The 26414-nt window shown below is 70.6% G+C and carries 18 protein-coding genes; 12 read left to right on the plus strand and 6 right to left on the minus strand.

The annotated features are described in order from the left end of the window. Positions 1-19: 19 nt before the first annotated feature. Entirely contained in the window at positions 20-1036 is a 1017-nt protein-coding gene (locus ACWEMY_RS12085) for an Acg family FMN-binding oxidoreductase (RefSeq protein WP_452390023.1), read from the plus strand. On the opposite strand, the gene ACWEMY_RS12090 is transcribed toward ACWEMY_RS12085, so the two are convergent. After that, on the minus strand, positions 1004-2275 hold the full coding sequence (locus ACWEMY_RS12090; RefSeq protein ID WP_452390024.1) for a PucR family transcriptional regulator: 1272 nt from the start codon (positions 2273-2275) through the stop codon (positions 1004-1006). The two genes, ACWEMY_RS12085 and ACWEMY_RS12090, sit on opposite strands and share 33 nt — an antisense overlap. A gap of 219 nt (positions 2276-2494) precedes the next feature. After that, on the minus strand, positions 2495-4669 hold the full coding sequence (locus ACWEMY_RS12095) for an MMPL family transporter (protein WP_452390025.1): 2175 nt from the start codon (positions 4667-4669) through the stop codon (positions 2495-2497). Positions 4670-5010: 341 nt separating this feature from the next. Between ACWEMY_RS12095 and ACWEMY_RS12100 the strand changes: the two genes are divergently transcribed. Genes ACWEMY_RS12100 through ACWEMY_RS12115 form a run of 4 tightly spaced genes read left to right on the plus strand, consistent with a single transcriptional unit; the run spans position 5011 to position 13997 of the window. After that, positions 5011-11400: a type I polyketide synthase gene (locus ACWEMY_RS12100; protein WP_452390026.1), complete on the plus strand. Its 6390-nt coding sequence runs from the start codon at positions 5011-5013 to the stop codon at positions 11398-11400. A 25-nt stretch (positions 11401-11425) separates the two neighbouring features. Continuing rightward, positions 11426-12841 (plus strand): condensation domain-containing protein, encoded by a 1416-nt coding sequence (locus ACWEMY_RS12105; protein ID WP_452390027.1) that lies wholly within the window; start codon positions 11426-11428, stop codon positions 12839-12841. Continuing rightward, positions 12838-13536: a hypothetical protein gene (locus tag ACWEMY_RS12110; RefSeq protein WP_452390028.1), complete on the plus strand. Its 699-nt coding sequence runs from the start codon at positions 12838-12840 to the stop codon at positions 13534-13536. Before ACWEMY_RS12105 ends, ACWEMY_RS12110 begins: the two co-directional genes overlap by 4 nt. Before the next feature lie 2 nt (positions 13537-13538). Next, on the plus strand, positions 13539-13997 hold the full coding sequence (locus ACWEMY_RS12115; RefSeq protein ID WP_452390029.1) for a cutinase family protein: 459 nt from the start codon (positions 13539-13541) through the stop codon (positions 13995-13997). Between the two features lie 12 nt (positions 13998-14009). Here ACWEMY_RS12115 and ACWEMY_RS12120 read toward each other — a convergent pair whose 3' ends face one another. Beyond that, entirely contained in the window at positions 14010-14657 is a 648-nt protein-coding gene (locus tag ACWEMY_RS12120) for a TetR/AcrR family transcriptional regulator (protein WP_452390030.1), read from the minus strand. Between the two features lie 97 nt (positions 14658-14754). On the opposite strand from ACWEMY_RS12120, the gene ACWEMY_RS12125 reads away from it, so the two are divergent. The 5 genes from ACWEMY_RS12125 (at position 14755) to ACWEMY_RS12145 (ending at position 21065) form a co-directional block, all read left to right on the plus strand. Further along, positions 14755-15228, plus strand: a complete 474-nt coding sequence (locus tag ACWEMY_RS12125) for a hypothetical protein (RefSeq protein ID WP_452390031.1) — start codon at positions 14755-14757, stop codon at positions 15226-15228. Positions 15229-15401: 173 nt separating this feature from the next. Beyond that, positions 15402-17288, plus strand: a complete 1887-nt coding sequence (locus ACWEMY_RS12130; protein ID WP_452390032.1) for an ABC transporter ATP-binding protein — start codon at positions 15402-15404, stop codon at positions 17286-17288. Further along, positions 17285-19045, plus strand: a complete 1761-nt coding sequence (locus tag ACWEMY_RS12135; protein ID WP_452390033.1) for an ABC transporter ATP-binding protein — start codon at positions 17285-17287, stop codon at positions 19043-19045. The genes ACWEMY_RS12130 and ACWEMY_RS12135 overlap by 4 nt, the downstream gene beginning before the upstream one ends. 9 nt (positions 19046-19054) lie before the next feature. Next, on the plus strand, positions 19055-19699 hold the full coding sequence (locus ACWEMY_RS12140) for a TetR/AcrR family transcriptional regulator (protein ID WP_452390034.1): 645 nt from the start codon (positions 19055-19057) through the stop codon (positions 19697-19699). 196 nt (positions 19700-19895) lie between these two features. Beyond that, a complete protein-coding gene (locus tag ACWEMY_RS12145) occupies positions 19896-21065 on the plus strand; it encodes a PucR family transcriptional regulator (RefSeq protein ID WP_452390035.1) in 1170 nt (389 codons plus the stop codon). 233 nt (positions 21066-21298) lie between these two features. On the opposite strand, the gene ACWEMY_RS12150 is transcribed toward ACWEMY_RS12145, so the two are convergent. The 3 genes from ACWEMY_RS12150 to ACWEMY_RS12160 form a co-directional block, all read right to left on the minus strand. Continuing rightward, positions 21299-21868 carry a DUF2637 domain-containing protein gene (locus ACWEMY_RS12150; RefSeq protein ID WP_452390036.1) on the minus strand — a complete coding sequence of 190 codons (570 nt, stop codon included), beginning with the start codon at positions 21866-21868 and terminating at the stop codon, positions 21299-21301. 126 nt (positions 21869-21994) lie between these two features. Beyond that, the gene (locus tag ACWEMY_RS12155; RefSeq protein WP_452390037.1) at positions 21995-23164 is read right to left on the minus strand and encodes an AI-2E family transporter; all 1170 of its coding nucleotides are present in this window, start codon (positions 23162-23164) and stop codon (positions 21995-21997) included. A 55-nt stretch (positions 23165-23219) separates the two neighbouring features. After that, positions 23220-23489: a GlsB/YeaQ/YmgE family stress response membrane protein gene (locus ACWEMY_RS12160; RefSeq protein ID WP_452390038.1), complete on the minus strand. Its 270-nt coding sequence runs from the start codon at positions 23487-23489 to the stop codon at positions 23220-23222. Positions 23490-23625: 136 nt separating this feature from the next. Between ACWEMY_RS12160 and ACWEMY_RS12165 the strand changes: the two genes are divergently transcribed. After that, positions 23626-24093, plus strand: coding sequence for a Fur family transcriptional regulator (locus ACWEMY_RS12165; RefSeq protein WP_452390039.1), 468 nt, complete (start codon positions 23626-23628; stop codon positions 24091-24093). Continuing rightward, positions 24090-26321 (plus strand): catalase/peroxidase HPI, encoded by a 2232-nt coding sequence (katG, locus tag ACWEMY_RS12170; protein WP_452390040.1) that lies wholly within the window; start codon positions 24090-24092, stop codon positions 26319-26321. The genes ACWEMY_RS12165 and katG overlap by 4 nt, the downstream gene beginning before the upstream one ends. Positions 26322-26414 lie beyond the last annotated feature (93 nt).

The raw sequence follows: 26414 nt of genomic DNA on the forward strand, positions 1-26414 counted from the left end.
TGCGACGACGAGGTGCGTGATGACGATCGAGCAACACCCCGACCCCGCCACCGTGCGCGCGGTGTTCGAACGGGCGGCGCGTGCGCCCTCGCTGCACAACAGTCAGCCGTGGCGGTGGCGCTGGGACGGCAGCACCGCCGAACTGCTGGTGAACGCCGAGCGGCTGCTGCCCGCGACCGACATGTTCAACCGGGAAGGCGTCCTCGCGTGTGGGGTGATGCTGCACCACGCCGACCTCGCCTGGGCCGCGGCGGGCTGGGAGTCGCGGGTGTCGCGCTTTCCCGACCCGTCCGTCCGCGCCCATGTCGCCTCGCTGGAACCCCGGAATCCGCACCCGCCCGGCGAGGCCGAACTACTCCTGGGCCGGGCTGTCGATGCCCGCTACAGCGACCGGATGCCCATGGACCCGCCGCCGGAGTGGACGACCACGCCGCAGGTCCTCGAGTTCCTGGGTGACCGATCACGCACGAAGGTGGTGTCGCTCGATGCCGCGGGCGTCGGCGAACTGGGCCGGATCTCGCAGCTGACCGGGCGGCTGCGTCGCTACGACCCGCGCTACGGCACCGAAATGGCGTGGTGGACGGCGGGACCCGAGCACGGTGACGCCGGGGTACCCGCCGACGCCAGGCCCTCGGCGGCCGACCGCGCACAGGTCCCCGTCGGCCGGGAATTCCCCGCCGGGACCGCCGCACCGGCCGAGGCGGGCGGCGCGGACGCGGCCCGGGTCGTGGTCCTGTGCACCGACGGCGATGCCGCCGCCGACCTGCTGGACTGCGGGTACGCGCTGTCGGCGATCCTCATCGAATGCACCACGCAGGGCCTGTCGACCTGCACCGTCTCCCACATCACCGAACTCCCCGCCGCCCGCACGATGCTGGCCGAGCTCGTCGGCCATCCCCACCCCCAGGTCCTGGTCCGGATCGGCACCGCCCGCACCCCACCGCCCCCACGCACACCCCGTCTCCCCCTCGACCGCATTCTCGAGGGGGAGACGGGTCAGGGATCAGGCCGAGCGGGTGGCGGGGAAGCGGGGTAGCGCCGGGCGGGGTGGGGGGCGATGGGTGGTGCGGGGTGGGGTGTGGCCGGACTGGAAGCTGTGGGCGATCATCGCCGAGCGCAGTTGCCACAGGCCGGTGGACTGGCCGGGGTCGAGGCCGGTGAGCTGGGCGACGCGGCGCAGGCGGTAGTCGACGGTGTTGGTGTGGATGTGCAGCAGGCGGGCGGTGCGCTGGCGGTTGAGGTTGTTGCCCAGGTGCACTCGCAGCGTCTCGTAGAGGTCGGGGTGGGCTTCCAGCGGAGTCAGGAGTTCGCCGAGGCGGGCGCGGCCGGGGCCGGGACGGGTGAGCTGGTATTCCAGGGCGAGGTCGCCGAAGCGGAACAGCCCGGGCGGGCAGGCGAGCCGCTCGACCATGTCGAGCACCTCGTGGGCGCGCTGGGCGGCGTCGGGGACGCCCGCGGTGGCGGCGGGGACCACGGCCGCGGAGATGTCGACACGGGCGGCCTGGGAGAGGTTCTCGATCAGGGTGTCGAGGGCGTCGTCGGGCAGCAGATCCGCGGGGATCAGCAGGGTTCCGCCGTCGACCGACAGCATCGACAGGGCCCGCTCGCCGCAGTGCTGGGCCAGCGCGGTCTGCACCCGGCGGAGCTTGCGACGCGCGACGACGGCACCGTCGAAACGCGGATCGTGCTCGTCGGGATGCTGCGGGAGCGACAGGGCCAGCACCGAATACGCCTCGGCGACCGGAACTCCGCACTCGCGGGCCGCGGTTCCGGTCGGCCGTCCGGCCAGCAGCATCGAGACCAGGGTGTGCACGGCGGTGTGGTGTTCGGCGGCGACATCGCGGTGCTCGCGGACATAGGCGCGGGTCACGGTGGTACACAGCAGATCCGAGATACGCATGGAGGTGCGGAATCCGTCGACCAGGGCGCCGGGATCGGCCTGGGCGCCCGCTTCGTGCACGAGTTCCAGGCTCAGGCGCAGACCTTCGTGGAAGGCGTGCAGGATGGCGTCGATCGGTACGCCCTCGCGGGCCCACCCCTGCGCGATGACCGAGAGCCGGTCGAGTTTGCCGGTGACCTCGGCGCCGTCGATGAGACCACCGGCGATCTCCAGGCACATCCGGGTGACGGAGGTGACGTCGCCGGTGATCGCGTCCCCGGGCAGGGTGCGGCAGACGGCGACGTTGTCGAGGAAATGATCGACGAGCTGACCGGTCAGGGTGGGCACATCGCGCAGGGGCCGCCACATCGGCGCGCCGTTCAGCTGGATCGTCATCGTTGACTCCTTACTTCCACGCCGCGGTCCGGGCGGGCCCGATCGGCGGTTCTGCTCCGGAGGCGACGCGCACTGCTCGTCGCCGAAGCGGGGACGCCTCCGGTGTGTTGGTGATCACGACTGTAGGGTGAGCGGCCGCTCACCTTCTACTCTTGTTTCGATCATGTGTCGCCGAGGGCTTTGTGAGGCGCTGAGCTGCGGTGATAGCGGATGTGCTGGTCAGTCGAGCGAATTGGAACGCGCCTTTTTGGGAATTGTGCTCAGTTTTCTGCCGGGGTTCCGTGCCGGTGTCCACCAGCACCGATCACCGAGCAACCGCATCGTCGCGGGGACCAGCAGCACGCGCAGCACCGTCGCGTCGATCAGCAGTGCCGCGACCAGGCCGAAGGCGATGTATTTCATCATCAGCAGTTCCGAGAGCGCGAACGAGCCGGTGACCAGCAGCAGGATCAGCGCGGCGGCGGTGATGATGCGACCGGTCTGGGCCACCCCGGTCCGGATCGCCACGGTGGTGGACGCGCCCGCCGCGCGCGCTTCGACGATCCGCGAGAGCAGGAACACCTCGTAATCGGTGGACAGGCCGTAGATCACCGACACGATCACCACCAGCACCAGCGCCATGATCGGCTGCGGGGTGAAACCCAGGGTGGCGGCGCCGTGCCCCTCGACGAAGATCCAGGTGAGGATGCCGAGGGTGGCGCCGAGGCCGAGCAGGTTCATCGCGGCGGCCTTGAGCGCGAGCACCACCGACCGGAAGGTCAGCGCCAACAGCACTGTGGTGGTGAGGAAGACGAACGCGATCATCAGTGGCAGCCGGGCGATCAGCGCGTCGATGCTGTCTTTCTCGATGGCGGGCTGGCCGCCGACCAGCACGATCGTGCCCGGCGGCACCGGCATCGAGCGCAGGTGTTCGATGGCGCGATCGGCGTCGGCGGAATCGGCCAGGACGGTCTGGGTGGTGAGGACGCTGGGTTGATCCGGCCAGCGCATCAGCTCCGGGAACGGCGCCGCGATCCCCGGCGTCCGGTTGGCGGTGGCGAGCACGGTGTCGGCGGCGCGGGTGTCGAGGCTGATGACGACGAGGTCGATCGGATTGATCCGGCGCAACGGGAACAGCTCGTCGAAATGCTGCTGGGCCAGGCGGGTCGGGTCCGCCGGGGGCAGGAACCGCTCGTTGATGGACCCGAAGGCGAGGTGCTGGATCGGCGCGGCGAGCAGCAGCAACCCGAGACAGACCGTGCCCGCCACAGCCAGCGGCCTGCGCATCACCGCCCCGGCGACCCGGCCCCACAGGTTCGTCCCGGCACGCTCCCGGTCGGCGCGGCCGCGGAACCAGCGCACCCCGAGGCGGTCCACCCGGCGCCCGAGGACGGCCAGCAGCGCGGGCAGCACCGTCAGCGAGGTCAGCGCGGCGACGGTCACGGTGATGACGGCGCCGTAGGCGAACGAGCGCAGAAAACCCTGCGGGAACACGAGAATGCCCGCCGCCGCCACGACCACGATGACCGCGGAGAACAGCACGGTGCGCCCCGCCGTCGTCACCGCGCGCCGCACCGCGTCCTCGACCCCGTGCCCGTCGGCCAGTTCGTCGCGGAAACGGCTCAGGACGAACAGCCCGTAGTCGACGGCGAGACCGAGCCCGATCATCGAAACCACCGGTGAGGTGAACGAATTCACCTCGGTGACGGTGGTCAGCAGCCGCAGCAGACCCCAGGCGGCGCCGACGGTCAGCCCGCCGACGATCAGCGGCAGTGCCGCGGCCACGACACCGCCGAAGAAGAGGTACAGCAGGATCGCCACCAGCGGGATCGCGATCAGTTCCATGCGGCGCTGATCGTTGGTCATGGTGTCGGTGAGCGCGGCGCCGACCGGCTGGGCTCCGGCGACCTCGACATCGACCCCGGGGATGGTGAGGTGGGCGGCCACCGCGCGGAAGTGGCGTAGCTGGGTGGTTGTGTCGTCGCCACAGATCGCGATCGAGGCGAAGGCGTGGGTGCGGTCGGCGGTGCCGAAGACCTCCGGGAGGGTCACGCCGGTCTCGGTGGGCCAGTACGCGCCGTTGATCCGGGCGATGTGCTCGGGAAAGCGGTGCGGCAGTGCGTCGAGTCCGCGGACGACGGTGGCGGCGAAGTCCGGGTCGTCGACGGTGGTGCCCGGCGGGGCGTGGACCAGCAGCAGTACGTCGCTGCTGTGGTCGCGGCCGAAGGCGCGGTCGCGGACCTGCGCCGCGCGCACCGATTCCGAGCCGGGATCGTCCCAGCCGTTCGAGCTCAGATCCGCGCCGAGGCCGAGCCCGTAACCGCTCAGTGCGAGCAGGGCGGCCGTCATCGCGACGAGCACGGTCCAGCGGCGTCGGACCACGACATCGGCCCATCGGGTCAGCTCGGCGAACACGGGTTTCTCCAGTCTCTGGGCGGGCCCGTGCCGTCCGGAGGCCGGTCCGCGTGGGCCGAGGACGAGTCCGACGCACGATACGAGCGGGGCCCGCGGAATCGGCCGGGAAATCGCGAGACTGCGGCCGATCACAACGCTCGGCGACCATTGTTTGTGGCCGGGCATTCACCCGCCGGAAGGCGGTCGGCGGCCGAACTGGGGGCGCTCACAACACTTTCCCGGAATTCCCATCGGAGTTGCCAGTCTCGGCCCGAACCGGTCACCGGCGGAACTATTGCTCCTACGTTGACCGGGATCGGCAGGAATTGCCGGACACCGAAGCTCGAACCCGGAGGAAGTGCGTGTCGGATATTGCCATCGTCGGGATCGGATGCCGGTTCGCCGGCGGAATCGATTCGCCGGAGTCGTTCTGGGACTTCGTCGTCGACAAACGCGACGGCGTCGTCGACATTCCCGCGGACCGGTGGGATTTCCGTCGGTATTACGACCCCGAACCGCGCACCCCGGGCCGCAGTTACACCAAACGCGGCGCCTTCATGACGATCGATCCGTGGGCCTTCGATCCGGATTTCTTCGGTATCTCCCCGCGGGAGGCCACCGTGCTCGATCCGCAGCAGCGGCTGCTGCTCGAAGTGACCTGGGAGGCGCTCGACGACGCGGGCATGGCCGGGCGGGTGGCCGGGGACCAGGTCGGTGTGTACGTCGGTGGTTTCGTGGTCGACCAGTCCGTCGTCGGGGTGGTGGGTCCGGCGCTGTTCCACACCGACATGCACACCCCGGCCAGCGCGTCGTACACGATGCTGTCGAACCGGATCGCCTACGCGCTGAACCTGGTCGGCCCGGCGATCACGGTCGACACCGCGTGCTCGTCGTCGCTGGTGGCCTTCCATCTGGCCTGCCAGGCGCTGGACAACGGCGACTGCCGGGTCGCGCTGGCGGGCGGGGTGAACGTGATGCTGCAGCCGGAGACCTTCGTGCTCATGTGCAAGGGCGGGTTCCTGGCCACCGACGGCCGCTGCAAGTCGTTCGACGCCGCCGCCGACGGCTACGGGCGCGGTGAGGGCGCGGGCATGGTGGCGCTGAAGAAGCTCGACGACGCGGTCCGCGACGGCGACCGGATCTACGCGGTGGTCAAGGCGACCGGCGCCAACCAGGACGGGCGCACCACCGCGATCACCGTGCCCAATGTGGACTCGCAGGAGGCGCTGGCACGGGCGGTGTGTGCCCGCTCGGGACTGTCGCCGCAGGAGATCACCTATCTGGAGGCGCACGGTACCGGCACTCTGGTCGGCGACCCGGTCGAACTGCGGGCGCTGGGACGGGTTTTCGGCGCGAGCTCGGGCCGCACCGGCACCATCGGGGTCGGTTCGGTGAAGGCGACGATCGGGCACACCGAGGCGGCCGCCGGGGTCGCCAGCGTGATCAAGGCGGCGCTGGCCATCCAGCACCGGACCCTGCCGCCGCAGGGCTGGCTCGACACCCCGAATCCGGACATCCCGTTCGACGAGCTGGGTGTCCACGTGCAGACCGAGGCCGAGGTCCTGCCCGCGGACGGTGCCCCGATGTCGGTGGCGGTCAACGGATTCGGCTACGGCGGTACCAACGCGCACGCGATCCTGCGCGAACACCGGCCCACGGCACCGGCGGACCCGGCCCCGCCGCACCACCTCGGCATCCTGCCGGTCTCCGCGCGCAGCACCGGCGCCGCCCGCGAACTGGCCGGACGGTTCGCCGACGCGCTCACCGCCGGCGCCGACCTCGACCGGCTCGCCGCAGCGGCGTGGACGCGGCGCGCGCACCACCCGTTCCGCACCGGTGTCCTGATCGGTGACTCCACCGACGAGGTGGTGCGCGAGCTGCGCGACTTCGCGGCGGGTGAGGGCCGCGACGCCGCGCGCACCGTCGTCTCGGCCGTCGCCGAACCGGTCTTCGTGTTCTCCGGCATGGGGCCACAGCACTGGCGGATGGGCCGCGACCTGCTCGAAGCGGGAGGCATCTTCGCCGACACCGCCGAACTCGTCGACGCCGAGTTCCGGGCATTGTCGGGCTGGTCGATCATCGAGGAACTGCGCCGCCCCGAACACGAATCCCGGGTGACCAGCACCGAGATCGCGCAACCGGCGAACTTCCTGGTCCAGGTCGGGCTGGCGCGCGAGCTGGCCGCGCGGGGCATCACCGCCGCGGCCATCGTGGGGCACAGTGTCGGCGAAGTCTCGGCGGCCTATGTGAGCGGCATGCTCACGCTGCCGGACGCGGTCCGCGTCGCCTACCACCGTTCCCGGCTGCAGGCCACCACCGCGGGCACCGGTGGCATGCTCGCCGTCGGGCTGACCAGGGACAAGGCCGTCGAACTGCTCGGCGGCGACGACCGGGTCGACATCGCCGCCGTCAACAGTCCCGGCGCCGTCACCCTGTCCGGCGACGAGGACCGGCTCGACGAACTGGCCGAACAGCTCACCGAGGAAGGCGTTTTCGCGCGCAGGCTGCGGGTCGAGGTGCCCTATCACAGCCGGTTGATGGACCCGATCGAAGACGAACTGCGCCGGTGCCTGGCCGGGCTGAACCCGCAGCCGCCGACCGTGCCGGTGTACTCCACGGTGACCGGCGAGCAGGTCACCGCGGCGAGCTGGGACGCGCAGTACTGGTGGTCGAATGTCCGTGAGCCCGTGCGCTTCTTCGACGCCGTCGCGCGCGCGATCGCCGCGGGCAGCCGGGTGTTCCTCGAGGTCGGCCCGCATCCGGTGCTGTCGGCGAATATCCGGGAGGCGCTGCTGGACGCGGACGTCAACGGCACCACCGTCGCGACCCTGGACCGCGAACGCGCCGACGACGTGAGCCTGCGCCGCACGCTGCTGGGCCTGCACGCCGCGGGCGTACTGGATCGCACGGCCCTGTTCCCGGCCGACGGCGCCGCCGTCGCCCATGTCGCGCTGCCGCGGTACCCGTGGCAGCGGACCCGCCTGCACGCGCCGCTGCCGCTGTTCGAGCAGGCGCGCCTGGGCACCCCCGGCGGCTACCCGATGCTCGGGGACCCCGATCTCGAAGGGCGGTCGCAGTGGCTGCTCCAGGTCGGCGCGGCGCTGCTGCCGTGGTTGGCCGATCACGTCGTCAACGGGGTGAAGATCATGCCCGGCGCGGCCTACCTCGACGCCGCGCTCAGTGCCACCGCCCTGCGCACCGGATCGAAACAGGTGGCGCTGGAACAGGTCCGGTTCGTCGCCCCGCTCATCATGGGCGCCCCCGATGTGCCGCTGGTGTCGGTGAGCGTGGAGGAGGCCAGCGGCCGGTTCCTGATCCGCTCGCGCAGCGCCACCGGCACGGCCTGGACGGTGCACGCCTCGGGCCGCACGCTGACCGGCAGTCACGAACAGCGCCGTGGGGAGGTCCCGGAGCTCGAGGTGGGGGTCGATGTCGACCCGGAGATGTTCTACGCGGGCCTGGCCTCGGCCGGGCTGCAGTACGGGCCCAGCTTCCGGCGGGTGACCTCGGTGCGGGTCGGCAGGGACGTGGTGGTGGCGACGGTCGACGGCGGTATCGCCGCCGGATCGGGTCATCCGGCCCACCCGGCGGTGGTGGACGCCGCCATGCAGTGCGCGGCCATGCTGTTCGCCGACGAGCGCATCAACGAAGGGGTGATGGTGCCGGTCGGGGTGTCGGCGGTGCGGTTGCTCGCCGAGATTCCCGAGGAGGTGACCGTGGTGGCGCGGCGCGACCCGCGCGCCCGGCTGCGCGCCGATGTCGACCTGCTCGACGCCGACCACAATCTCGTCGTGCGGCTGAGCGGCCTGCAGATCGGCGCGCTCAAACCCGGCGACGACCCGCTGCACCGGATGGCCGACTTCTACTACACCGACACCATGGAGGAACGCGCGCCGATCGATCCGGCGACGCTGCCCACCGAGCCCGCGTCGATGCTCGTCGTCGAGCTGGGCGAGACCCGGCGCACCACCGAGCTCGCGGCCGCGATCGCGTCGGCGCAGGTGTATGTCGCGCATCCGGCGGACCCGGAACTGGAACGGGGACTGGGTATCCGGTTGCGCGCCGCGGCGGCCGAACCCACCGAGCGGCTGCACGTGTGTGTCGTGGTCGGCGACGTCACCGACGATCTGGCGTTCCTGTGGGCGCTCAAGCGGATCGCGGTGGCCGTGGCCGAACACGCCGATCCGCCCGCGGCGGGCGCCGGCCCGCAGTCGATCTTCGGTGACGGCACCGTGCACTGCACGCTGGTGACCGAACGCGCCTTCACCCTGCCCGACTCCACCGTCGCCCCCGACCCGCGCCACGCCGCGCTCGCCGGCGCTCGCCGCGTGCTGCTCAACGAGCAGACCTCGCTGCGCTGGCGCCTGGTCGACATCGAACCCACCACCAGCGTCACCGATCTGCTCGCCGAACTCGCGGTGCCAGGGGCGTTCTCGCACGACAACTGCGACGAGATCGTGCTGCGCGGTGGCACCCGCTGGGCGCCGGTGGTGACCAAGCCGCTGCCCGACCGCCTCGACGCCCTCGACACCGCGGCGCCGCTGACCGACCCGGACACGAACTTCGGCCTCGACATCCCGCGCACCCGGCTGCTCTCGCAGCTGGCGTGGCGGCAGTGCCCCCGGGAGGAGCCGGGTGCCGGGGAGGTCGAGATCCGGATGCACGTGATCGGGCTGAACTACAAGGACCCGCTCAAGATCATCGGATTGCTCGGTGAAAGGGAGCTCGCGCCCACGTATTTCGGCACCGTGCCCGGCATGGAAGGGGTCGGCACGGTGGTGCGGGTCGGTGCGGGCGTCGACGATGTCGCGGTCGGTGATCTGGTCGCGGTGGCGTCGAAGGGGATGATGCGCCGGTTCGCGGTGGTGAGCCGCCAGCTCGTCGTCGTCCTGCCCGCGGGCACCGATCCCGGCTACTGCACCAGCACCATCGCCTTCGGCACCGCCGAGTACGCGCTGCGGGATCTGGCCCGGCTCGAAGCCGGGGAGACCGTGCTGATCCACGGCGCGGCCGGGGGTGTCGGCACGGCGGCGATCCAGGTGGCCAAGTCGATCGGCGCCCGCATCATCGGCGCCGCGAGCACGCCGGAACGGCGCGCGCACGTGCTGGCGACGGGCGCCGACCACGCGGTGAACTCGCGCTCGCTCGATTTCGTCGACGACGTGCTCGCACTCACCGACGGCCGCGGCGCCGATGTCGTGGTGAGCACCGCGCCGGGGGAGATCCTGCGCCAGAACTTCCACGCGGCAGCGGAATTCGGTCGCATCGTCGAGGTCGGCAAGGCCGACATCTACACCGGCGGCCTGCTCGAACTCGCCGGGTTCGACAAGAACCTCGCCTACTACTCCATGGATCTGGACCGGCTGGTCGCGGTGGACCCGCGCCGGCTGGCCACCCTGCTCGAGCGGGTGTTCGAGAAGGTCTCCGACGGCACCTACCAGCCCCTGCCGTATCAGATGTTCGACACCGACGACGTCAGCAAAGCCTTCGAGGAGACCCTGCGCTCGACCCGGCCCGCCCGGATCGCGTTGCGCGTCGACGCGCCCGTGCCCTCGGTGCGTCCGCACCTGCCCGCCCTCGACATCGACGACAGCGCGACCTATCTGATCACCGGCGGCTTCGGCGGTTTCGGCCTCGCGATCGGCCGGTGGCTCACGCTGCGCGGCGCGCGCAGGCTGGTGCTGCTCGGGCGTGGTGGCGCCACCACCCCGCAGGCCCGGCGGCAGATCGAGGCGTGGCGCACCATGGGCGTGGAGATCGTCGAGGAACGCGCCGACGTCACCGACGCCGAAGCCGTGGCGGCCGTGGTGGAACGCGCCCACCGCCCCGGTCAGCCGCTGCGCGGGGTGTTCCACACCGCGGGCGCGGTGGCCGACAACCGGCTCGCCAAGATGGAATTCGGTGAACTCGACCGGGTCTACCGGCCCAAGGTGCACGGCGCGCAGATCGTGCACGCCGCGGTCGCCGACGCGGGCATCACCCTGGACATGTTCGTGCTGTGCTCCTCCGGCGGCTCGATGTACGGGATCTACGGCCAGTACAACTACTGCGCGGCCAATGTCGCCGTGGAGGCGCTGGCCGAGCAGTGGGCGCGCGCCGGGGAGCGGGCGCTGTGCGTCGGCTGGGGCCACCTGTCGGGCGCCACCGGCGGCATGGCCGCCGACGAAACCGCCGAGAAATACCTCGATCTCGTCGGTTTCGGGCCGATCGACATGGCCGACGCCACCGCCTACCTGGAACAGACCCTGCGCCTGGGTGCCACCCGCGCGGCCATCATCCCGACCGACTGGGCCAAACTGACCGGCACCTTCCCCCAGCTGGCCCGCACCGGCCGCACCAGCGCGCTGGCACAGGCCTCGGCCAAGGACACCTCGGAACTGGCGCAGCTGCGCGAGGAACTGGCCGCGATGGAGGAGAACAAGCGCGGACCGTTCATCGCCCGCAAGATGGCCGAGGAACTGGCCGTGGTGATGGGCGTGGCGGTCGAGACGATCGACATGACAGTGCCCGTTCCGGAACTGGGCCTGGATTCACTGATGGCGGTGGAGCTGGGCGCCCGCGTCACCAAGACGCTCGGCATCGACCTGATGTCGCTGCAGATGGGGCGCTCGTTCAGCTTGGAGCAGGCCGGACCGAAGGTCGCCGAACTGGTCCTCGCCGCGGAACCCTCCGGCGCGCAACCACTTCCGGAGCCCGCGGCCGAGCCGCAGGCGACCGTGCCCGAGGACCGGCCCCTGGTCGGGTCGCGGTGATGTTCGAGGAAGCGAGGTAGTCGACGTGGTCGATTTCGGATTGATCGACGAATGGGCGCCGCCGCCGGGACGGCTGGTCACCTGGACCGCGTCGGCGGCCTCGGTGCGGGCCGCGACCCAGGCACCGGTGCACCCCGCGCCGCCGTCGCTGCAACAGCAGCAGTATCTGCGGCAGGCCGCCCGGCACTCCGGCGCGGACTTCCGCTTCTCCGGGCTGCTGCTGGTGACCGCCCGGATCCCCACCGGCGACCTCGACCGCGAGGTCATGACCGGCATCGTCAACGAGTTCCTCACGCGCCACGACACTTTCCGCACGTGGTTCGACATCGCCGACGGTGAATTGCGCAGGCACCTGGTGCCCGCCGACGCGGTGGAGTTCGTCCCCGGCGAGTACGGCTGGATCGACGAACCCGACGCGATCCGCCGCCACGTGGAGAAGACCACGCCCGGCCCGTTCCACTGGGACTGCTTCACCTTCGGCGCCATCGAACACGGCACCGCGACCACGGTCTACCTCGCGGTGGACCACCTGCACAGCGACGGGCTCGGCCAGTACCTCTCGGCGTCGGACTTCGTCCAGATGTATGCCGCGCGGGCCTGGGGCGCGCCGCCGCTGCCCCCGGCGGCGAGCTACCTGGACTACTGCGTCGCCGAGCGCGCCCACAGCGACCAGCTCACGCTCGCCTCCCCGGGCGTCAAGCGCTGGCTGGCCCTGCTCGGCGGCAACGACAACCGCCTGCCCGCCTTCCCGCTGGACCTGGGCAAGAACGCCGACGGGTACACCCGCAGCGCGCACCGCACCGTCGAACTGCTCGACACCGCGACCGGCGCGCGCTTCGAAAGAGCCTGCCGCGCCGCGGGAGCCGAGTTCACCGGGGGAGTGTTCGCGGCGGCGGCGATGGCCGAACGCACACTCACCGGCAGCGACTACTACTTCGGCATGACCCCGATCAGCACCAGGGCCAGCGCCGCCCAGAACGCCTCGGTGGGCTGGTACGTCACCCTGGTGCCGGTGGCGTTCCCGCTCGGGCCGCGCACCACCGTGGCCCGCGCGGTGGCGATGGCCCAACGCGCCTACGAGACCGGGCTGCTGCTGGCGCCCACGTCCTTCCACCGGGTTCTGGAACTGCTGCCCGCCGATTCGGAGATCCAGGTCGAGCCCGGCTGGGTGACGCCGATGATCTCGTTCATCGACGCCAGGGACTTCGTCGGCCACGAGTTCTTCGACGAGATCACCGCGGGCGTGTACGCGAACCGGGCCGCCTCCGAGGAGGTGCTGATGTGGATCAATCGGTTGCCCGCGGCGACCACGCTGAGCGTCATCTATCCCGACACCGACATCGCCCACGACTCGGTGGGGCGCTACCTCGCGGCCCTGCGGTCGATGTTCCACACCATCGCCGCCTCCTATGCCGCGAGCCGACCGCAGGAGCCGCAGTGATCCCCGTGTTTCGCGACCCGTTCATCCCCGACGGGGAGAAGTCCACCTACACCGTCGCGCTGGAGGGAAAACCGCGCGACATCGAGCTGATCCACGTCGTCGCGCGCGAACGCGGCGGCTATCGCAGCACCCTCGACGCCCGCCTCGACAGCGGCCGCCCCGGGGTCCCCGACCTCACGATGAGCATCGAGCAGCGCTTCAGCCGCGCGGGCGGGCGCCTGCTCGCCGAGCACTACCGCGCCGAGACCCGCTCGGGGTCGGCCATGGTCTCGCGCGAGGAAGCGAACTTCACCGACACCGTGCACCTGCAACTCGGTGCGGGTCCGGCACCGTTTCCGCTGAATCTGATGCCCATCGCCGGTGGCCTCACGCTGCTGCGCGGCCTCGATTTCACCGCGGGCGCGGTGGAGACCCTCGATGTGTGGCTGGCCTTCTCGGTGCACTGGCCGCTGCTCGTGCGGGTGGAGAAGGAGACCACCGTCGAGGTCCCCACGGGGACCCTGCCCTGCTGGCAGGTGCGGATGCGCCCGGGCTTCGCCCAGGTGAACTCCCTGCTGGACAAGATCATCGGCGGCTTGCTCCCACCCTTCATCGCCCACTTCGAAGCCGCCCCACCGCACCGGCTGGTCCGCATGAGCTTCCCGACCGAATTGTCCCTGTCCGCCCCGCGGGCCGTCCTGGAACTGGTGACCTAGATGTGCTTGCCCGCTCGACCGACGCCTATCGGGTGGAGTATCCGGCGAGTACCGATCAGCCTGCCTCGGTGCAGAAAGGCAATCGCGATCTGGTCGACCATGTCGTGGCGCAGGCGGCGGCCTGTCCGGCCCAGAAATTCGTGCTGGTCGGCTATTCGCAGGGCGCGAATGTCGTCGACAATGCGATCGGCATCAGCAGCGAGGGCGCCAAAGTCGGCGGGCCGATCGTCGCGACGCTGCCCGACAGCGCGGAATCCCGTATTTCGGCGATCCTGCTGTTCGGCAATCCCATTCGGGAACTCGGGCGCGCGGTGACCGGGGTGTACGCCGACCGGACATTCGATGTCTGCAACGACAATGATCCGGTCTGTGATCCCGATGGCCGGGATTGGAATGTGCATCTGCGCTACCAGCGTCACGCCGACGCGGCGGCCGATTTCGTGGCCGCTCGGGTGCGCTGAGCGGGGCCACGGTCACGGGTCCGCGTCGGCGGGATCGGGGCGGGGTGGGCGGCGTAGGTAATTGCCGAGCAGGTCGACCATTTCGTTCTCGAGCTGTTCCGGTGAGGCCGGGGTGGTGGTGGCGATCAGGCGGTGGACCAGGGATTCGACGGTGGCCACGACGAGGCGGGCGGCCAGCCGGTGGTCGGGGACCGAGACCTCGGGGTGATTCGCCAGCAGGGGAGTGACCAGGTCGACCGCGAACTGTTCGGTGTCGCGCAGGCGGGCCAGGAGGGCGGGGGAGCGCGGCGCCTCCTCGAACAGCACGCGGTGCAGGCGGGGATTGTCGCGGTGGTTGTCGATCGTCGCGCGGACGAACAGGCGCAGGATGTCGTCGAGCGGTCCCGGCAGGCCCGCGGCGAGGCGTTCGCCCAGGATGCGGGAACCCGCGTCGATGTGCTCGTCGATCAGCGCACCCAGGATGGCGTCCTTGTTCGGGAAGTACTGGTACAGCGAGCCGATGGACACGCCGGCCCGCTCGGCGATCCGGTTGGTCGTGCCCGCGGCGTAACCGTGCTCGGCGAAAACCTGAGCAGCCGCGGTCAGGATCCACTCCCGGGTGCGGGCCGACCGCTGCTGTCTGGGCTGTTTACGTGGCTTGAACCGATCCGTGGGTGCCATGTGGTCTCCGCTGTCGAACGCGAGTAGTCATCCGTCGTCGCCACCCCCAGTATTCAGGGTGAGTCCACGACGAACCGACCGCAGGAGACGAGGGTAGATGCGCACAGTCTGTCTACGCACCGAACTACCGACAAGCGCCGACCGGGTCTGGCGCGCGATGCTGGCCCCCGCGACCTTCCTCTACGTGTGCCGGGGGCTGTTCGGTATCCCGATGCTCGCGGGCCGGGTCGAGCCGCTGCGCGCGGGCGAACGCGGGACGGCGTGGCTGTGGGTGTTCCATGTCCTGCCGCTCTACCGGCACACGATCGAGGTGATCGACGTCGACGAAGCAGCGGGCACGATCCGCACGCACGAGCACGGCGGTGCGGTGAAGACCTGGAACCACACGCTGGCCGTGGAGCCCCTCACCGAGGGCCGGTGCCGCTACACCGACACCATCGAGATCGAGGCGGGACCGGCCACGGCGGTCGTCGCGCTCGTCGCCTCCGGGATCTTCCGGTACCGGCAGCGCCGCTGGCGCCGCCTGGTCCGGCGTCACCTGCTGCCCGAGGGTACCGCGTACGGGAGCTGACCGGCCCGAAAGTCGTTGCGGCGCAAGTGCTCGGGTCGCGGGCTCTTGCGGACGCTGCGGTGCTGCCTTAATGTGAACTCCATTCATTATTAAGTATGGCAAACCTAACTTGCCGGGCCGGTGGTGCTGCCGACACGGGGTTGGGTGCACCGCAGGTCCGATCCAGGAGCGCCATGACCACAGTGACTTCCTCGGCCGACACCTCGGCACCACCGCCGACCGGCCCGCCGCAGGACACCGACCAGCAGACCCGCGCCACGAAGCAACAGCAGAAGGCGGGCGCGCGGGCGCTGCGTGACCTGCTGAAACCGGTGTCGGGCACCTTGACCCTGGGCAGGCTGCTCGCGGTGGTGTCGGGCATCGTGGCCGTGGTGCCCTACGTCGCCCTGGTGCGGATCGGGGAGGTGCTGCTCGACGCGCACGCCGCGGGCGTGGCCGTCGACGGCGCCGAGGTGGAGCGCTGGCTGCGAATCCTGCTCGGCGCGTTCCTGCTCCGGCTCGTGATCTATTTCGTCGCGCTGTTCCTCACGCATCTGGCGGACGCGCGGTTCGGGCATCTCGTCCAGCTGCGCATGGTCGAGCGGTTCGCGCGGATTCCGCTGGGCTGGTTCACCTCCACCAACTCCGGGCGGGTGCGCAAGGCGCTGCAGGACGAGATCGGCACCGTGCACCAGCTCATCGCGCACAAGCCGGTCGACGGCACGAACGCGGTGGTGATGCCGCTGGCGCTGATGGTCTACGCCTTCGTCATCGACTGGCGGCTGGGCCTGCTGACGATCGCCACGCTGCCCTGCTACGTGGGCGCGATGATGCTGCCGCTGATCGGCATGGGCGCCAAGACCGTGGAAATGGATCAGCGGCTGTCGAGCGTGTCGGCCAGGATGGTCGAATTCGTCACCGGCATCGCGGTGGTGAAGGCATTCGGCCGGGTCGGGCGCGCGCACCGCAGCTATCAGGACGCCGCCGACGACTTCTACGCCTTCTACCTGGACTGGGTGCGGCCGCTGATCCGGGTCTCCGCGCTCGGCACCTCCTTCCTGGCGGTGCCGCTGGTGCTGTTGATCAATATCGGCGTCGGGTCGGTGCTCGTCCACAGCGCGACGGTCACGGCGGCCGACGTGCTCGCCACGGCACTGATCGCGCTGCTGATCCCGTACGCGCTGGAAGTGCTGATGAATTCGATGTGGGCCCAGCAGCTGGCGGGGGGCGCGGCGCTGCGGCTGGTCGAGCTGCTCGACACCCCGGTGCTGGCCGACGACGAGGACGAGTACGCGCGACCGCACGGGCACGAGGTCGTCTTCGATCACGTGAGCTATTCCTATGGCGCCGAGGCCGATTCCGGTCTCGCCGTCGAGGACGTGAGCTTCACGCTGCGGGAGGGAACCGTCACCGCTCTGGTGGGCCCGTCGGGATCGGGGAAATCCACGATCGCCACGCTGCTGGCCCGGTTCGACGACCCGCGCTCGGGCACCGTGCGGATCGGCGGTGTCGCGGTGTCGCGGATCGCGGACCTGTACTCGCGCGTGGGATTCGTGCTGCAGGACCCGCAACTGCTGCGGATCAGTCTGCGCGACAACATCGCCCTCGGCCGCCCGGACGCCACCGAGGCGCAGGTTCGCGCGGCCGCCGCCGCGGCGCAGATCCTCGACGAGATCGACGCGCTGCCACGGGGATTCGACACCGTCTACGGCACCGACACCACGCTGTCGGGCGGCCAGGCGCAGCGCGTGTCGATCGCGCGCGCCCTGCTCGTCGACGCACCCGTGCTGGTTCTGGACGAGGCCACCGCGCTGACCGATCCGGAATCCCAGCACGAGATCCAGCAGGCGCTCTCGGCGCTGGCGCGGGGTCGCACCGTGCTGCTCATCGCGCACCGACCCGAGGTGATCACCGGCGTCGACCAGATCATCCTCATCGACGGCGGGCGCGTCGTCGCGACCGGCACCCACGACGAACTGCTCACCGAACCCGGCTACGCCCGGCTGTGGCGCTCGAGCGCCGCCGGGCACGACACCGGCCGCACGTCGGCCACCGGCACGCCAGAAGGAGACCGGCGATGACCCTGCCCCTGCTCGACATCGGCCCCAGGATGGGCCGGATGGTGTCGCGTCCCGAGAAGATCCGCGTCGCGCTGGCCGTCAGCGTGCTGGCCGGGCTCGTCGAGGGCCTGGCGCTGGCCGCGCTGCTGCCCACCATCAGCGCGCTGGCCGAGGACGGCCCGGTCTGGGGCCTGGGCCTGGCCGGTTGGCTGTGGGTGCTCGCCGCGCTGGCCGCGGCCAGCTTCGCGGTGAACTACCTGCAGAGCAGCAAGAACTACGCCGTGGCCCTCGACTTCCTGGTCAGCATCCACCGGCTGGTGGGTGACCAGGTGGCCAAGCAGCCACTGGGCTGGTTCGCGCGACCGGTGGCGGGACGGCTCTCGCGCATGGTCTCGACCGAGCTGATGTCGGCGGGGGAGATCTTCGCGCACATGTTCGGGCCGTTGGTCGCCCGCATCACCTCGGCGGTGGTGATCATCGTGGCGGCCTGGCTCTGGAACCCGCTGCTCGGGGCGATCCTCACCGCGGCGGTGCCGGTGTTCGTGGTGATCACGCTGGTGTCGACGGGGCTCATGCGCGCCGGTCGCACGATCCACGAACCGGCCGAGATCGCGCTGGCCGACCGGATCGTCGAGTACGCCCAGTGCCAGGGCGCGCTGCGTTCCTGCGGTCGCAGCGCGGATTTCGCGCCACTGGCCGCGGAGATGGACCGCGCCTACCGCACCAAGACGCGTGGTCTGTGGTTCGAGTCGGCGGGTCTGCTGCTCGGTGGGATGGCCACCCAGGGCGTGGTCGTCGCCCTGATCGGCGCCGCCGGGTCGCTGGCGGTGGCGGGCACGTTGCAGGCGGTGCCCGCGCTGGCCTTCATCGGCCTGACCCTGCGGTTCTCCTCGACGCTGTCGGGGATCACCGAGAACGCGGTGGCGCTCGAGTCCCGGCGCCAGTTGCTGGACGCGCTCGACGAGGTGCTCACCGCCGAACCGCTGCCGGAACCGGACGCACCGGCAGTGCTCACCGCGCCCGGCGCCGTGGCGCTGGAGGGCGTCACCTTCCGCTACGCACCGGACGCCGCACCCGCGCTGCGCGAGGTGTCGATCACCGTCCCGGCCGGTTCGATGACCGCGCTGGTCGGTCCGTCCGGCAGCGGCAAGACCACCGTCGCGCGGGTGATCAGCCGGTTCTACGACATCGAGGCGGGCACCGTGTCGGTGGGTGGCGTGCCGGTCACCGCGCAGACCACCGAGCAGCTGATGGGTCAGCTGTCGATGGTCTTCCAGGATGTCTACCTCTTCGACGACACCCTGGTGGCCAATGTCGCGGTCGGGCGCGCCGGGGCGAGCGAGGGTGAGGTGCGCGCCGCGGCCGATCTCGCCGGTGTCACCGAGATCGCCGAACGGCTGCCCGACGGCTGGCAGACCCGGGTCGGAGAGGGCGGTCGGGCACTGTCGGGCGGGGAGCGTCAGCGGGTGGCGATCGCGCGGGCACTGCTCAAGCGCGCACCCATCGTGCTGCTCGACGAGGCCACCTCGGCCCTGGACGTGGAGAACGAGGCCCACATCGTGGCCGCGGTCGAGACGCTGCGCGAGCAGGCCACGGTCCTGGTGATCGCGCACCGGCTCGACACCATCGCCAGGGCCGATCACATCATCCAGTTCGACGGAGACGGCACGGTGGCCGCCCAGGGCACCCACGACGAACTCCTCGCCGCCGACGGCACCTACGCGCGGTTCTGGCGGCACCTGCACAGCACGCGGGGATGGCAACTGACGAACCATTAGCCTGTCCGCATGAGCGGTGCGGGATGGGCGACGGGCAAGAAGGTGGGTCGCAAGCCCGCCTTCACCGAGCAGGACGTGATCCGGGCGGCGATGGACGAGGGCATCGACAAGTTCACCCTCGCCGCCGTCGCCGACCGGATCGGCGTGGTCACCACCGCGATCTACCGGCTGTTCGGGTCCCGCGACGACATCGTCGTCGGCTGCCTGGACGCCGTCGCCGCCACCATCCGCCGCCCCGAACCCGGCGCCGACTGGCGCGCGACACTGCGGCTGTGGGCAGACGAGTGCTGGCGCGTGTGCGAGGAGAATCCCGGCCTGCCCCGCGTGGTCTACTCCTTCGCGCCCGCCTTCACCCGCATCACCCACATCCTCGAGGCGTACGCGGCGAACCTCACCGCGCAGGGCGTCACCCCGGCCCAGGCCATGTTCGCGCTGGACTTCCTCGGCGACACCGTCTTCGCCTGTCACCTCGGCGTGCAGGCCATGCGCACCGTCGATCAGTCCGGCGCCAGCGGCCTGGAGCAGGTCCGGGAGGCCCTGGGCGAGAACACTTCCGTGCTGCGGCCGGAGGACTCGTGGACCGACCGGGGCGCGACCGACGTGAAGGTGGACTTCATCATCTCCGCGCTCGAACACCACTGGCCCGAGATCTGAGAGCCGCCGCGCGGGCATCTTGGCGCCTGTGACAACAGGGTGCGCCGGAAGGCTGTGGCTGCGTGCAGTGACAGTGTTACACAGTGTCACGCACACTGGTGCACGCCACCGTTTCGCCTGGTGCGTGCACCATATTGCTCCGGCGGAAGCGACGGATATCGCTCGACCGGCGGTGGCTCTACCGAAAGCACCATGAATGACTGCAATGGCGAAGGCAAGGCCGTCCGGGGAGAACCTGGCAGCGGTCGACCGCGTGGTCGATGTCCTGACCGAGACGGTGCCGGGCGCGAATCTGCCCGCGCACGAGATCACTTCCGTGGTCACCGCGTGCCTGGGACTGCTGACCGACGACCGGGCGAGCACGAACCGGCTCGAGACCATCCAGCGGCTCGCGGCCCGGTGGGCCTGTGCGGGGATGACCTACGAGCTCGCGCAACGGCTGGTGCACACGGTGTTCCGTGTCCACGTGTCCGGGCGGGACCGGCCCGACACCCAGCGCCTGATCGAGGCCGTGCACTCGGCGACCAGCGCGGTGTCGGCCGGTTTCGCCGACACCGCCGGGTATCACCGTGATCAGGGCGGTCCGGGCGAACTGGCGCGGGCGCTGTTCGCCGAGCGCGGTGTCGCCGAGATCGGCCACCGGCACGGACTGCCGGTGCCGCAGCGGTGCGTGGTGCTGGCCGTGTCCGCCGGGCCGGGTGAGCTCGGGCCGGTGTCACCCGCCGAACTGCATCAGTGGATCACGCGGTTGTGCCGTCGGCCGGTGCCCGCGGTGCTGGGTGGGCACGGCGGGACGATGCTGGTGCCCGAACCCGGTGTGCTGGGGGAGATCGGCGCTGTCGTCGAGGATTCCACGCTCGCGGTCGTCTCGCTGGCGGCGGCGCGCGACGAGATCGTGGCCGCCCGGCGGCAGGCGCACGAACTGCTCGAGGTGGTGAACACCGTCTACGGCACCCCCGGCCTGTATCCCTTCGCGGACTACGCGCTGGAACACCAGCTCACCCGCTCCGGACCCGGCCGCGACCGGCTGGCGGATCTCATCGCCCCCGTCGCCGCCCATCCGGACCTGCTCGTCACCCTGCGCACCCATCTGCGGTCGGGTCTGCACCGCGGTGTCACCGCCCGCACCCTCTACATCCACGCCAACACCGTCGACCACCGGCTCAAGCGGATCGCCGAACTGACCGGGCTCGACATCCTCGACAGCGCGACCATGTGGCAGCTGGACGCGGCACTCGTCGTGCACGATTTCCTGCACCCGGACCAGGCCGTGCGCGGGTGGCGGCCGGTGCGTCGCCGCCCGGTGCGTGGCCGGACCCACCGGGCCGCGGCGCCTCTCGCCGAGCCCGCCGATATTCCCGCCTGACCTGCTCGCTCCCTTGCGCTACAAGGGATTTCATGGCTTCCGCACGGTGTGGTCAGCGTCGGAATCATGGAATGGAATCTTCGGTCGGCCGGACAGCTCCTGACGGCGATGCGTGCCGGTGCGGTGTCCTCGGTGGAAACCTGGCCGCCGTCTGCCGTCGTCTAGATCCCGGCGTCGGGACGGGGGATGTCGCCGCGCCAGGCGCCGGTGACGGCAAACAGGGTCGCCGGTTCCTACGGCCGGGGCGTCGGCGTCGGTGACGGGGTTCTCGCCTCGCTGCGGTACTGGTCCCACCACGCGGCACCGTCCTGCGGGGTGGGGTCGGTGCCCTTGGGTGAGGGTGGCGCGGTGGGGACCCGCAGGGCTCGCAGCCGCCAGTCGTCCTCACGGACCGAGGCGACGATGCGTACCGGGACGACCGCGGTGAGCAGCAGGTAGTTGCCGACGCACACCATCAGGCACAGCGGAGGCACCGAGACCACGGTGGCGATCTCGAGGGTGCTCATCACGATCGGACCGCGCGAGATGGACAGCACGTTGCCGCAGATGCTGGCCAGGACGGCGGCGACGAGCAACAGCTCGTAGACCCGCACCAGGGAGGTCGCCCGCTCGTCGCGGATACCGACCAGCGTGAGGAAGGTACCGGCGAGCAACGCCACGGTGAGCCCGACCACCACCGGCCACAGCCAGGTGAGGTGTTCGGGGATGCCGGCCGCGCGGGCGAGGGTGGAGGTGAAGGTGAACGAGGCGATCGCCGCCGCGACGACCAGCGCCGACCCTAAGCCCACCAATAGCTTCGGCACCGTGAACGGAACAGGGCGGGGGTACGGGTCCGTGTGGTCCATCAGGCTCCATCCTACGGGCTACGGCCACCAATCATGCAGGCCCCCAACAGAGTACGGCCCCGCGTGAATTGGACACCGTCGAAACTAGGCGGGGGCCTTCACCTCCGGGTCCGGATCGTCGCTCACCGGGTCGAGCGGGGGTGCGGTGACGGCGTCGATCTGCTCGCCGATATAGCGCAGGACCACCGCGATCATCGCCACCACCGGCACCGCCAGGAAGGCGCCGGTGATCCCGTAGAGCGAGCCGCCCGCGGTGACCGCGAGCAGCACGATCACCGCGTGCAGTTCCATGCTCCGGCTCTGCAGGACCGGCTGGAGCACATTGCCTTCCAGTTGCTGCACCGCGATCACGATGCCGAGCACGATCATCGCGGTGGTGAACCCGTTGCCAACCAGGGCCACCAGCACCGCGAGCGCACCGGCGACGAACGCGCCGACCATGGGCACGAAACCACCGATGAACGTGATCACCGACAGCACCATGGCCAGCGGCACGTCGAGGATGAACAGCGCCGCGCCGATGCACACCGCGTCGACGAAGCTGACGACGGCCTGGGTGCGGATGAAGCCACCGAGGGTGGCCCAGACCCGTTCCAGCACGGCCTCGATGTGGCGGCCGCTGCCGCTGCCCAGCACCGAGTGCATCCAGGGCAGCAGGCGCGGGCCGTCCTTGAGGAAGAAGAACACCAGCACCAGGACGAGGAACAGGGTGATCAGCATCGAGGTCGCGGTGGACACGCCCGTGAACACGCCGTTGGCGATCTGCGTGCCGCTGGATTGCAGGCGGTCGACGATGGCGTCGACCGCCGAATCGAGCTGCTCGTCGCGAATGCTCAAGGGCGGCCCCTGGATCCAGTCGCGGACCTGGTTGACCCCGGCGGTCGACTTGTCGGCCAGTTCGGGCGCCTGATCAGCGACCGAGGGCACGATGAGCGCGACGACCCCACCCACGATCGCGAGGAAGCCGAGCAGCGTGACGGCCGCGGCCAGTGCCGGGGGGAATTTGTGGCGGGTGAGCCAGCGGGTCGGCGGCCACAGCACGGTGGCCACCACGATCGCCAGCGCCACGGGCAGCAGCACCACCCAGAACCGGGCGACGATCGAGCCGAGCACCCACGCGCCCGCCGCGATGGCGACGATGCACAGCGACCACTTGGCCAGCCACAGCAAACCCCCTCCGATCACATCCCCGCGGTCGCGCCGCGGTTTTCCGTTCGACTGCGTCTCACTGGTCGTCTTCACCGGCCCGGTCACGCTGCCAGTCTGGCATGCGCGCCACCGCCGATCGACCCGAGCGGACGCGGGGCGGTCAGACGCCGCGGCGGCCGGTGACCAGGCCGACCAGGAACAGCAGGATCACCGCGCCGCCGAGACAGGTGAAGAAGCTGAACCACAGCCCACCGCCCGCGACATCGACACCGAACAGCTTCAGCAGGAATCCGCCGAGCAGACCGCCGATGACGCCGACCACGATATTGAGCAGAATGCCTTGCTGAGCGTCGGTCTTCATGAACTTGCTCGCGATCCAGCCGGCGAGGCCGCCGATGATGATCCAGCCGAGGATTCCGAGTCCGAGCATGGTGTTCTCCTCTTCGTGCGGGCGGCCTGCACCTGATGTGTGCCGCTCGACCACCGCATACCCTGGCGCCACGTCGCCAATCGCGGCGCACCGCGGCATCCTTGACTCGTTCCAGAATGCGGAGAACACTGCGAGCGTGCCCTCGGACGTGGGATTCCAGCAGTTGCTGCGGGATGCGTCGTTGCGTGTGACAGCCCCGCGGGTGGCGGTGCTGAGCGTGGTGCACGAGCACCCGCACTCCGACACCGACGCCATCGTGCGCGCGGTGCGTTCCCGGCTGGCCACGGTCTCGCGCCAGGCCGTCTACGACTCGCTGCACACTCTCACCGCCGCGGGCCTGCTGCGCCGTATCCAGCCCCGCGGCCTGCTGGCCCGCTACGAGACCCGCGTCGGCGACAACCACCATCACCTCGTCTGCCGTGCGTGCGGGGCGATCGCCGATGTCGACTGCCAGGTCGGCGCGGCCCCCTGCCTGACCGCCGCCGACGACCGCGGCTTCGTGATCGACGAGGCCGAAGTCCTCTACTGGGGGCTGTGCGCCGAGTGCGCCGCTTCCGGCAACGACCCTGCTCACAGCCCGCTCGACCCGTCCAGGAAGGAATGACCATCGTGACCTCCGACAGCCGACCGCCCGATCCGGACACCCACACCCAGAGCACCAGCGAGAGCGAGAACCCGGCGATCCCCGCGCCGACCCCGCAGCCCGACCGCCGCCCCCGCACCATCGAGGACTGGTGGCCCGAGCAGATCGACGTCTCGGTCCTGCACGCGCACTCGTCGAAATCCAACCCGCTGGGCGAGGACTTCGACTACGCCACGGAATTCGCCCGGCTCGATGTCGAGGAGCTGAAGGCCGATGTCGCGGCCGTGCTCACCGATTCGCAGGACTGGTGGCCCGCCGACTATGGCAACTACGGCGGCCTGTTCATCCGGATGAGCTGGCACGCGGCAGGCACCTACCGCATCGCGGACGGCCGCGGCGGTGGCGGCCAGGGCGCCCAGCGTTTCGCGCCGCTCAACAGCTGGCCCGACAACGCCAATCTCGACAAGGCCCGCCGTCTGCTCTGGCCGGTCAAGCAGAAGCACGGCAACAAGATCTCCTGGGCCGACCTGCTGGTCTTCGCCGGCAATGTGGCGCTCGAGGAGATGGGTTTCCAGACCTTCGGATTCGGTTTCGGCCGCCCCGATATCTGGGAGCCCGAGGAGGTCTTCTGGGGGCCGGAGGACACCTGGCTCGGCGACGAGCGCTACAGCGGTGACCGCGAACTGTCCGGCCCGCTCGGCGCGGTCCAGATGGGCCTGATCTATGTGAATCCGGAAGGGCCCAACGGCCGCCCGGACCCGGTGGCCGCGGCCCGCGACATCCGCGAGACGTTCGGCCGGATGGCGATGAACGACGAGGAGACCGCCGCGCTCATCGTCGGCGGCCACAGTTTCGGCAAGACCCACGGCGCGGGCGACGCCTCGCTGGTCGGTCCCGAACCCGAGGCCGCCCCGCTCGAGCAGCAGGGCCTGGGCTGGAAGAGCGCCTACGGCACGGGCAAGGGCAAGGACGCCATCACCAGTGGTCTCGAGGTGGTCTGGACGGCGACCCCCACCCGGTGGGGCAACGGATTCCTGCAGAACCTGTACGGCTTCGACTGGGAACTCACCCAGAGCCCGGCCGGTGCCTGGCAGTGGAAGCCGAAAGACGGTGCGGGCGAAGGGCTGATCCCCGACCCCTTCGACGGGCCCGCCCGCACACCGACCATGCTGACCACCGACCTGTCACTGCGCGAGGACCCGATCTACGGGCCGATCACCCGCCGCTGGCTCGACCACCCCGAGGAACTGGCCGAGTCCTTCGCCAAGGCCTGGTACAAGCTCCTGCACCGCGACATGGGCCCGATCAGCCGCTATCTCGGGCCGTGGGTGCCCGCACCCCAGCTGTGGCAGGACCCGGTGCCCGCCGTCGAGCATCCGCTGATCGACGATCAGGACATCGCGGCGCTGAAGAAGGCCGTGCTGGAATCCGGCCTGTCGGTCACCCAGCTGGTCAGGACCGCGTGGGCGTCGGCGGCGAGCTTCCGCAGCACCGACAAACGCGGTGGGGCCAACGGCGCCCGGGTGCGGCTGGAGCCGCAGCGGAGCTGGGAGGTCAACGAACCGGCCGAGCTGGCGCAGGTGCTGTCGGTGCTCGAGCGGATCCAGCGGGAGTTCGGGTCCGGGGACAAGCAGGTGTCGCTGGCCGACCTGATCGTGCTCGCGGGCTCGGCCGCGGTCGAGAAGGCGGCGGCGGACGCGGGCGTGGACGTCACCGTGCCGTTCCACCCGGGCCGCACCGACGCCACCCAGGACGACACCGACGTGGACAGCTTCGCCGTGCTCGAACCGCGCGCCGACGGGTTCCGCAACTACGTACGCACCGGTGAGAAGGCCCCGCTCGAGCGGCTGCTGCTCGACCGCGCCTACCTGCTCGACCTCACCGCGCCCCAGATGACGGTGCTGCTCGGCGGCCTGCGCGCCCTGGGCGTCACCCACGGCGACAGCGACTACGGCGTGTTCACGGATCGCCCCGGCGTGCTCACCAACGACTTCTTCGTCAACCTGCTCGACCGGACGGTCGAATGGAAGCCGTCGGAGTCCGTCGACAACCTCTTCGAGGGCGTGGACCGCCGCACCGGCCGGGTGCGCTGGACCGGCACCACCAACGACCTCCTCTTCGGCTCGCACTCCCAGCTGCGGGCCGTATCCGAGGTGTACGCCCAGACCGACGCGCGCGAACGGTTCGTGCGCGACTTCGTCACCGCCTGGGTCCAGGTCGCCGACAACGACCGTTTCGACCTGCGCTGACCCCCGCCGAGCCCGGGCCCGCCGAAGAACCGGCGGCCCGGGCTCTCGGCTGTCAAAGGGCTCAGGGGTATCAGCCACACATCGCTGTGGCAC

The sequence above is a fragment of the Nocardia sp. NPDC004415 genome, assembly GCF_053602435.1.

Bases quoted from the DNA above. Each gene is read 5' to 3' on its own strand.
- ACWEMY_RS12085 (WP_452390023.1), top strand. From the start codon at position 20: ATGACGATCGAGCAACACCCCGACCCCGCCACCGTGCGCGCGGTGTTC.
- ACWEMY_RS12090 (WP_452390024.1), bottom strand. From the start codon at position 2,275: ATGACGATCCAGCTGAACGGCGCGCCGATGTGGCGGCCCCTGCGCGAT.
- ACWEMY_RS12120 (WP_452390030.1), bottom strand. From the start codon at position 14,657: ATGGCACCCACGGATCGGTTCAAGCCACGTAAACAGCCCAGACAGCAG.
- ACWEMY_RS12125 (WP_452390031.1), top strand. From the start codon at position 14,755: ATGCGCACAGTCTGTCTACGCACCGAACTACCGACAAGCGCCGACCGG.
- ACWEMY_RS12130 (WP_452390032.1), top strand. From the start codon at position 15,402: ATGACCACAGTGACTTCCTCGGCCGACACCTCGGCACCACCGCCGACC.
- ACWEMY_RS12135 (WP_452390033.1), top strand. From the start codon at position 17,285: ATGACCCTGCCCCTGCTCGACATCGGCCCCAGGATGGGCCGGATGGTG.
- ACWEMY_RS12140 (WP_452390034.1), top strand. From the start codon at position 19,055: ATGAGCGGTGCGGGATGGGCGACGGGCAAGAAGGTGGGTCGCAAGCCC.
- ACWEMY_RS12145 (WP_452390035.1), top strand. From the start codon at position 19,896: ATGACTGCAATGGCGAAGGCAAGGCCGTCCGGGGAGAACCTGGCAGCG.
- ACWEMY_RS12160 (WP_452390038.1), bottom strand. From the start codon at position 23,489: ATGCTCGGACTCGGAATCCTCGGCTGGATCATCATCGGCGGCCTCGCC.
- katG (WP_452390040.1), top strand. From the start codon at position 24,090: ATGACCATCGTGACCTCCGACAGCCGACCGCCCGATCCGGACACCCAC.